At 73.4% G+C, this 8,353-nt stretch carries 9 protein-coding genes and 1 pseudogene; 4 read left to right on the top strand and 6 right to left on the bottom strand.

Annotated elements, in window-relative coordinates:
• Together ACFE60_RS15655 and ACFE60_RS15660 are read left to right on the top strand one after the other, a co-directional pair.
• The coding region (locus ACFE60_RS15655; RefSeq protein ID WP_375389792.1) for a sensor histidine kinase at positions 1-772 on the top strand (772 nt) is incomplete at its 5' end.
• 26 nt (positions 773-798) lie between these two features.
• The gene (locus ACFE60_RS15660; protein ID WP_375389793.1) at positions 799-1,617 is read left to right on the top strand and encodes a hypothetical protein; all 819 of its coding nucleotides are present in this window, start codon (positions 799-801) and stop codon (positions 1,615-1,617) included.
• 42 nt (positions 1,618-1,659) lie between these two features.
• Here the strand turns inward: ACFE60_RS15660 and ACFE60_RS15665 are convergent, their stop codons facing one another.
• From ACFE60_RS15665 to ACFE60_RS15685, 5 genes are all read right to left on the bottom strand, one after another.
• Positions 1,660-2,625, bottom strand: a complete 966-nt coding sequence (locus tag ACFE60_RS15665; RefSeq protein ID WP_375389794.1) for a sensor histidine kinase — start codon at positions 2,623-2,625, stop codon at positions 1,660-1,662.
• 32 nt (positions 2,626-2,657) lie between these two features.
• Positions 2,658-3,338 carry a response regulator transcription factor gene (locus ACFE60_RS15670; RefSeq protein ID WP_375389795.1) on the bottom strand — a complete coding sequence of 227 codons (681 nt, stop codon included), beginning with the start codon at positions 3,336-3,338 and terminating at the stop codon, positions 2,658-2,660.
• A 61-nt stretch (positions 3,339-3,399) separates the two neighbouring features.
• The gene (locus tag ACFE60_RS15675; protein WP_375389796.1) at positions 3,400-4,077 is read right to left on the bottom strand and encodes a flagellar M-ring protein FliF C-terminal domain-containing protein; all 678 of its coding nucleotides are present in this window, start codon (positions 4,075-4,077) and stop codon (positions 3,400-3,402) included.
• A 142-nt stretch (positions 4,078-4,219) separates the two neighbouring features.
• Entirely contained in the window at positions 4,220-4,963 is a 744-nt protein-coding gene (locus ACFE60_RS15680) for an ABC transporter permease (protein WP_375389797.1), read from the bottom strand.
• Between the two features lie 79 nt (positions 4,964-5,042).
• Positions 5,043-5,912 carry a phosphatase PAP2 family protein gene (locus ACFE60_RS15685; protein ID WP_375389798.1) on the bottom strand — a complete coding sequence of 290 codons (870 nt, stop codon included), beginning with the start codon at positions 5,910-5,912 and terminating at the stop codon, positions 5,043-5,045.
• A 171-nt stretch (positions 5,913-6,083) separates the two neighbouring features.
• On the opposite strand from ACFE60_RS15685, the gene ACFE60_RS15690 reads away from it, so the two are divergent.
• Positions 6,084-6,860, top strand: a complete 777-nt coding sequence (locus ACFE60_RS15690; protein ID WP_375389799.1) for a ZIP family metal transporter — start codon at positions 6,084-6,086, stop codon at positions 6,858-6,860.
• 73 nt (positions 6,861-6,933) lie between these two features.
• On the opposite strand, the gene ACFE60_RS15695 is transcribed toward ACFE60_RS15690, so the two are convergent.
• A complete protein-coding gene (locus ACFE60_RS15695; protein WP_375389800.1) occupies positions 6,934-7,956 on the bottom strand; it encodes a LacI family DNA-binding transcriptional regulator in 1,023 nt (340 codons plus the stop codon).
• A 147-nt stretch (positions 7,957-8,103) separates the two neighbouring features.
• Between ACFE60_RS15695 and ACFE60_RS15700 the strand changes: the two are divergent.
• Positions 8,104-8,353, top strand: a pseudogene (locus tag ACFE60_RS15700) (glycosyl hydrolase family 32); the annotation flags it as partial.

Below are 8,353 nucleotides of genomic sequence, written 5' to 3' on the forward strand. Positions count from 1 at the left end.
GGAGTGGAGCAGGCATCGCAACGGCGGGCGCTTCGAGCTCGGGCCCCCGCGCGACGAGCTGACCGGGCTCGCGGCGGTGCTGGACGACCTGCTCGACCGCGTCGAGGACGCCCTCGCCGCCGAGCGGCGCCTGACCGCCGAGATCGCCCACGAGCTGCGGACCCCGCTCACGATCCTCGTCGGCGAGGCCGACCTCGCCCTGATGCAGCGCTCCGCCCCGGCGCGGGAGCGGGCGCGGTTCGAACGCATCCGATCCGCCGCGACCGCGATGACCCGCGCCGTCACCGCTCTGCTGGACGAGTCGGAGGTGGCCGCCGCCGGCACCGCGGAGGTCCGGGACGCGGTCGAGGCGGCCCTCGCGACCCTTCCCGGCCGGGCGCCCGCGGCCGTCGACGGCGCCGCGACCGTCGCCGTGCCTCCGGAGCACCTCGAACGCATCCTCGCTCCGATCCTCGACAACGCCACGCGGCTCGCGGCGACGGCGGTGCGAGTCCGCATCCGCCCGGGCGACGAGGTCGTCGTCGAGATCGAGGACGACGGCCCCGGCGTCGATCCGGCCGTCGAGGAGTCGCTGTTCGACCCGGGTGTCACGACCCGATCCGACGGGACGGGACTGGGGCTCGCGCTCTCCCGCCGCCTCGCCCGCCGGGTGGACGGCGACGTGCGGCTCACCCGAGGCCGCCCTGCCACGTTCGAGGTGCGGCTCCCGTCCGCGGCATCCGTGGCCGACCCGGGGTTGCGGTCCGATCCAGGTCGCGTTGCTGCGGGCTGAAGACGGCGAGGACGAACGTCGGATCCATGCACGCCGACACCTCCACCCCACCCCGACGCCCCGTCGTCGCGACCATGCTCAACAAGGTCCCCGAGATCACCCTGCTGTTCTGGCTGGTGAAGGTCTGCTCGACGACAGTCGGTGAGACCGGCGCGGACTTCCTGAACGGCACGCTCGGGCTCGGGCTCACGGGCACCACCGCGATCGCCGCGCTCCTGCTCGCCGCCGGGCTCGCGGTGCAGCTGCGGTCCCGCCGGTACGTCCCGGCGGTCTACTGGACGGTCGTCGTCGTCATCAGCGTCGTGGGCACGCTGTTCTCCGACAACCTGGTTGACGGCTGGGGCGTCCCTCTGGCGGTGTCGACCGCGATCTTCGGGATCGGGCTCGCGGTCGCGTTCACGGCCTGGTACCTGAGCGAGCGCACGCTGTCCATCCACACGGTGGTCACCCGGCGGCGGGAGGCGTTCTACTGGACCGCCATCCTGCTCGCCTTCGCGCTCGGTACCTCCGCGGGCGACTGGTTCGCAGAGGGCATCGGCCTCGGCTACCTGCCGTCCGCGGCCGTGTTCGCGGGGGTCATCGCCGTCGTCGCGGTTGCCCGGTTCGGGTTCAAGGCGAACGCGGTTCTCACGTTCTGGGTCGCGTACGTGCTGACCCGCCCGCTCGGCGCCTCCTTGGGCGACCTGCTGACGCAGCCGACGAAGGACGGCGGCCTCGGGCTCGGCACCGGCCTGGTCAGCGACCTGTTCCTCGCCGTGATCGTCGGCGGGGTCATCGTCTTCACGGCGGTGCAGCGCCGCGCGGACCGTCGAGGCCGCGCCGCACGCGCGTCCGTCGCGGCGTGAGGTCCGGCGGAGGGGGATCACGCTCCGCCCCGGCCGGACCGCTCAGCGGACTAGGGGCAGCTCGAGCCGCATGGTGGTGCCGGAGCCGGAGCCGGAGCCGGAGCCGGAGGTCGACTCGACCAGCACCCGTCCGCCGTGCCGCACCGCGAGGTCCCGCACCAGCGACAGCCCGATGCCGAACCCGCGGCGCTGGCCCGTCTCGGCACCGTGGGCGAACCGCTCGAAGACCTGGTCGACGTCGATCCCCGTGATCCCCGGCCCCGTGTCCTGCACACGGACGATCGCGGTGCCCCGCTCGACGCGGGCGTCGACCCGCACGACCCCGCCGTCCGGCGTGTGCGCCACCGCGTTGTCGATCAGCACGACGAGCGATCGGCGCAGACTCGGCTCCGACAGGCCGACCCGCCCCTCGTTCGCCACGACCGCCTCGACCCGGACGCGGCGCTCTGTGGCCAGCAGCCGCAGGTCCTCCGCGCTGGACAGCACGGTCGGGCGCAGGTCCGCGCTGGTCCCCGCGTCCGTCGCGGACGCCTCCGCGACGAGCAGCAGGTCGGCGACGACGTCGATCATCGTCCTGGTGTCGCGCCGCGCCGCCGCGAGCGTCTCCGCGTAGGGCTCCCCTCGGGCGAGCCGCCGGTCGAGCAGCTGCACGCGGGTGTCGAGCACGGTCAGCGGGGTCCGCAGCTCGTGGCTCGCGTCCGCCACGAACGCCCGCTGCATCCGCAGCGCGGCACCGATCGGGGTGACCGCCCGGCGACTGATGCCCCAGCTGGCGAAGCCCACGATCGCGACCGCAGCGACCCCGAGCACGATCAGGGCGACGAGCACCTCGTGGGAGTCGACGTAGATCTTCGACTCCCCCGGCTTCGGCCGCTCGAGCAGCTCCGTCGGCCGCGACTGGTCGAGCACGAACAGGGCGGCCAGGCCGAGGATGCCGACCACGAGCCCCGTCGACACGGCCGTCACCTGCCACGCCGTGCGCAGGGCGGCGCGGCGCACGGATCGCACGTCGAAGTCGTCCGCACCACCCCCGTGCCCGGTCAGGGCTGCCCCAGCCTGTAGCCGCGACCGCGCACGGTGGTGATGAGGTCGTGCTCGGTCTTCCGCCGCACGTAGTGGATGTAGGTGTCGACGGTGCCGACGCTGTCCCCGGCGCGGAACACCTCGCGCAGGATGCGTTCGCGCGACAGGGTCTCGTCGGCGTGCCGCGTGAGCAGCAGGAGCAGCTGCGTCTCGGTCTCGGTGAGCACCCGCCGCCCCGCGTAGGGCGAGTTGATCAGCCGGCTCGCGGGCCGGAACTCCCAGTCGCCGATGTAGACGACCGTCTCGCTCCGCCCGTGCACGCGGCGGATGGAGCGCAGGCGCGCGGCGAGCTCCGCGAAGTCGAACGGCTTCACGAGGTAGTCGTCGGCGCCGGCGTCGAGGCCGTCGACGCGGTCCCCCACGGTGCCCAGCGCGGTGAGCATCAGCACCGGCGTCGTCACGCCGGTGCTGCGCAGCTCGCGCACGACGCCGACCCCGTCGGTGCCGGGGAGTCGCCGGTCGAGCACGATGGCGTCGAAGTCGCCGCGACGGGCCGCCTCCAGCCCCTCGTCACCGTCGCGGATCAGCGTCACCGCGTAGTCCTCGCCGAGCACCTCCACCATCAGCGGGCCGAGCTGCGGGTCGTCCTCCACGAGCAGCAGCGGCGGCGGGGCCTTGGCGCGCGACGTCCTGGTCACCGCAGCAGTGTGGCGGAGTCCGCTGCGACCCGGACGACCCGACCGGCCTCGGTCGGATCGGTCACGACCGGGCGGCCGCCCGTTCGCTCCGGCGACGACCTTCGACCAGAACGGTGAGGATCCCGAGGGCCGCGACCCCGCCGAGCGTCCACAGCAGCGGGCCGACGAAGGGCGCCGCGAGCGCGAGCGGCCCGGGCGCCGCGGGCACCCGAGGGGGCGCGGCCTTCGCGAAGGTCGCGGCGACGACCGAGAGCCGGTCCCCGCGGGACGGCGTCAGGCCGACCGCCGCGGCGACCAGCCGTCGGATGGTCGCGAGGCGGGTGGTGCCGAGGTGCGCGCGATCCACGGCGACCGAGACGGACTGCTGCACGAGGGCGCCCGCCGGGGTGACCGTGGACGTCGTGGTGCCGCCGACCAGGTCCTGCTGCACGATCGACCGGGAGACGCCGGCGCCGCGCCCGGAGATGGAGGTCGACGCGACGGAGCCGACCACGCCGCTCCCCCACCGCACGGTGCTGGTCGCGGACGTGGAGGTCTGCACGGTGTCGGCCACGACGACGACCGAGCCGCCCGGGCCGAGCACGCGGTCGAGCACGGCCTGCGCCGCCGCTGCGCGCTCATCGCCGTCGACCGTGCCCGTGGAGGCGGTGGCGATCGCGACGGGCAGCACCGCCACCGCGGCCGCGAGCACCGCGGCACCGAGCGCCCGTCGCCGGCCCCGCCGCACCGCTGCTGCCATCCCCGCTCCACCCCTCCCCGCCGTTCCGATGCGCCAGTGAATCGAAGCCGCGCCGATCGCGGTGGCCCCACTTCAGGCGCATCCGCAGCGATCCGTGCGCCGAGCCGCAACCGGATCGCAACATCGACAGCGCGACCCCCTCCTACGGGCTGACCGGACGCTGCGTCACGGCACCGAGCAGCCGAACCGTCAGCACGGCGGTGAGCGCGCCGGCCGCCAGGATCCCGGCGAGGACCACCACCTGGAACCGGCCGGCCTCGAGCGGTGAGAGCCCGCCGAACACGGCACCGACGAAGGCGCCTGGCAGCGTCACGAGCCCGGTCGTCCTCGTCTGGTCGATCGACGGCACGAGCGCCGAGTGCACCGCCGACCGTGCGAGGTCTCTGGTCGCATCGACCGGACCGGCGCCGAGGGCGAGCCACCCCTCCACCTGGTCCCACTGCTCGTCGACGGCCTGCAGGAACCGGCGAGCCGTCAGCGTCGTGATGGCCATGGTGTTGCCGATCACGATGCCGCCGATCGCGAGGAGGTAGCGCGGGGTCGGCGCGAGGGCGCCGGAGAGGAACACGACCAGCAGCGTCGCCGAGGCGCCCGAGACGATGGCGACCGCGACGACGGCGAGGTGGCGCGCGCTCCACCCGATGCGTCGCGACGAGGTGGCGATCGCGACCCCGAGCATGACGAGCAGCGCCAGCGCGACCCATCCGGCGTTCGTGATGACGCCCGACAGGATCAGGCTGATGACCGCGAGCTGCACCGCGGCGCGGATCACCGCGGTCGTCGGCGTCCACCACTGCGGGATCCGCGCGGCGCCGAGCACCGCGGCGGCGACGGCGCAGAGCGCGACGATCCCGAGCAGGGTCGCGGTCAGCCTCGCGGGGTCCATCGCGTCCCATGATCCAGCGCCCAGCGGTGCCCGGCGCGACGCGACCGCTCCGTCGGCCTTCGGATCGAGCGCTCCGCCCTCATCGCCGGTCGGCGTCCTGCGAGACCGCCTCCACGGCACCCCGCCGTCGCGTCGTCAGGTACAGCCGGTGCGCGGTGATGACGAGCGCCAGCCAGGCCGCGCCGAGCAGCCACGCGGCGAGCACGTCGGTGAACCAGTGCGCCCCGAGCAGGATGCGGGTGAGCCCGACGACCAGCGACACGACGAGCGCGGCGGCGACGGTGATCACGCGGGCGCCGGCGGAGCGCTGCCGCAGCACGAGGAGGTAGGCGAGCACCCCGAGGATCACCGTCGCGTTCAGCGTGTGCCCGCTCGGGAACGACGGCGAGTACTCGAACGGCGGGATCGCGTCGGCGAGCGACGGCCGGTGCCGGTCGATGATGTCCTTCCCCGCGACCGTCATCAGCAGTGAGCCCAGCCCCGCGGCGACGACCAGGATGACCGGCGTGATCGACCTGCGGCGCACGGCGAGCAGGACGCAGGCGAGCACCGCGATTACCGGCATGCCGATCGGCCCGAAGCCGACCGCGACGGCTGCCGCGATCCCGTCGAGCGCCGGCGACCGGAGCCCCATGGCGGCGTGCAGCAGCGGCACGTCCAGGCCGGCGACCCCGTCGGACTCGGTCACCGCGTCGTAGACCCTGGCCGCCAGGAAGGCGAGCACGAATGCCAGGACGATCCCCAGCCCGAGGATCAGCGCGAGCGCGCCGTGCGGGCCGAGCCGCGAGCTCGCCCGCTGCGCCGACCGCGCCGCTCCCCGCCCGACCGGGGTCGACCAGTCGGTCAGGTCCTGGTCGCCGATGCGGGTGTCGTGCCGCACCTCGGCGGCGACCCCGCCCTCCGGGGTGGAGCGCGCCTCGGGCGATCCGTCGTCTCGTGCTCCAGCCATGCCTCGATCGTCGATCCTTCCCGCGGAGGAACCGGCAAGAGACGGCGCTCTCCCTGGACACCGGCAGGCGGCGCGTTCGAACGCAGTCGCAACGCGTGCGGCGCCGACCCGCCTCGGCGCCGTCCGACCGCCTACGGTGGTGAGGACAGCCTTACCTCAGGAGTGCTCCCGGTGAACTTTCCGACGACCCTCGCGCTCGGCGCCGTGGCCGGCGGCACGATCGTGTTCGGCCTGCCCGTCGGCCGGCTGCGATCGCCCGCGCTCACGCTCCGCGTGCTCCTCAGCTCCGGGGCGGTCGGGGTGCTGCTCTTCCTCGTGTGGGACGTGCTGTCCGCGGCCTGGGAGCCGATCGACGCCGCCCTGACCGGATCCGGGGATGCGGGCGCGGTCGCGGGGCTCGGGGTCCTCTTCGTGGGCGGCATCAGCGCCGGCCTGCTCTCGGTCGTCGGGTACGAGCGCTTCACGAGCCGGCGGAAGGCCGCCTGCGGCACGACGAGCAGGTCGCTCGCGACGCTCGTGGCGATCGGCATCGGGGTCCACAACCTGGCCGAGGGCCTCGCCATCGGCCAGTCCGCCGCGAGCGGCGCGCTCGGTCTCGTCGCCGTGCTGGTCGTCGGCTTCGCCCTGCACAACGCCACCGAGGGGTTCGGGATCGTCGCGCCGCTCGCGGCCGACGCCGAGCGGCCGTCCTGGCGCTTCCTGCTCCTGCTGGGCGCGATCGGCGGGGTCCCGACCTTCATCGGCACCGCGATCGGATGGGCCTACTCGAGCACGGTGCTGAGCGTGCTGTTCCTCTCGCTCGCAGCCGGCTCGATCCTCTTCGTGATCATCCAGCTGCTCGGGATCGCGGCCAGGGCACGCCGGACCGACCTCGTGGCGTACGGCGTGCTCGCCGGGCTGTTCGCCGGCTTCGCGACCGACGCCGTCATCACCTTCGGCGGGGTCTGAGCCGCCTAGACCCGTGCGGGGCAGCCGATCGATCGGGCGCTGCAGGCGGTCGATCGCCTCGGCCGCCGCGCAGCTAGGCGCGGAACGCCACCGAGCCGCGGATGCGCATCGGCATGGGCACGAGGTACTCGCGGTGCTCGGCGTCGGCGTCCATAAGCAGGTTGACCGCCAGCTCCCCCATCACCGCGTACGGAAGGGCAGCGGTCGTCAGCTGCGGTTGCATGAACTGCGCGACGATGTCGTCGTCGAACGACACGACGGACACGTCGTCGGGCACCACGAGACCGGCTTCCCCGAGCGCTCGGCAGGCGCCGAACGCGAGGCGGTCGTTCAAGCAGATGATCGCTTGAGGAACATGGCCGCTCGCAAGGAGCCGGCGCATGGCTTCGTGCCCCGCTGCGAGATCCCAGCTGGTCGTCGCCATGGTCACGAAGGGGTCCATGTCGTGCTCGCGGAACGCGGACCACATCCCCTCGAGCCGGCGACGGACCGTGACGGTCAGGTCGGAGTCCTCCTGCGGCTCGTCCGCCCCGATCACCGCGATCGCGGCGGTGTGACCGGCGCCAGCGAGGAGCTCGACGACGCTGCGGCCGCCCGCGTACTCGTCCGGAAGGACGCTCAGGTGCTCCGTGGAGCTCGTGGCGTTGAGGAGCACGAGGCGGGTCCGGCGCGCGGCTTCGGGCACCACGATCTCCCTGGCGCGTGAGACGGCGTACACGATGCCGTCGACCTGCCGGTCGATCAGCGCTTCGACCGCTTCCTGCTCGGCAGCGGGATCGCTGTCCGTCTCAGCGACGAAGAGCGTGTAGCCCAGCTCGCGGGCAGCCTGCAGCGCGCCCTTCACGAGCGCGTTCGCCTCTCGGCTGATGACCGCGAGGTCCGACACCAGCCCGATCGCGTCGGATCGCTGCGTGCTCAGCGCTCGCGCGGTGAGGTTCGGTCGGTAGCCGAGTTCGCGAGCCGCGTTGCGGACCCGCTCAGCCGCGTCGGCGGAGAGCCGGGTGCCGGACCGCTCGTTCAGGACGAGGGACACCGCGGTCGGCGAGACGCCTGCGAGCAGCGCGACATCAGCCTGGGTGACCCGGCGCTCGACCATCGACCCTCCGTTACCGAACCGAGACGCCCAAGTGTACGGCGCAGTTGACGAATCGGTGCTAAGGCGTTTTACTTCCCCTGCTAAGGCGGATTAGCATCGATCGAAGGGGATCTCGTTGACGACGACGACGCACGCGGGAGCGACCACGTGCTAGCCATCGACACGGATTGGGTGTGGGACTTCTGGCTGGCTGACGACGGCCGGCAGCACCACCTGTTCTACCTGCACGCGCCTCGAACGCCCGACGCCGAAGGGAAGCGGCACCGCGCCGCTCGCATCGGGCACGCGACCTCCAGCGACCTCCGTGACTGGATCGTCCTCGGCGACGTCTTCGTGGCGGGTCAGCCCGGCGAATTCGATGAGACCGCGACCTGGACGGGCTCCGTCGTCCGCGACG

Origin of the sequence: uncultured Amnibacterium sp. (assembly GCF_964245895.1) — a bacterium.
Taxonomy (GTDB): Bacteria; Actinomycetota; Actinomycetes; order Actinomycetales; family Microbacteriaceae; genus Amnibacterium.

Bases quoted from the DNA above. Each gene is read 5' to 3' on its own strand.
- ACFE60_RS15695 (WP_375389800.1), bottom strand. From the start codon at position 7,956: ATGGTCGAGCGCCGGGTCACCCAGGCTGATGTCGCGCTGCTCGCAGGC.
- ACFE60_RS15685 (WP_375389798.1), bottom strand. From the start codon at position 5,912: ATGGCTGGAGCACGAGACGACGGATCGCCCGAGGCGCGCTCCACCCCG.
- ACFE60_RS15675 (WP_375389796.1), bottom strand. From the start codon at position 4,077: ATGGCAGCAGCGGTGCGGCGGGGCCGGCGACGGGCGCTCGGTGCCGCG.
- ACFE60_RS15680 (WP_375389797.1), bottom strand. From the start codon at position 4,963: ATGGACCCCGCGAGGCTGACCGCGACCCTGCTCGGGATCGTCGCGCTC.
- ACFE60_RS15660 (WP_375389793.1), top strand. From the start codon at position 799: ATGCACGCCGACACCTCCACCCCACCCCGACGCCCCGTCGTCGCGACC.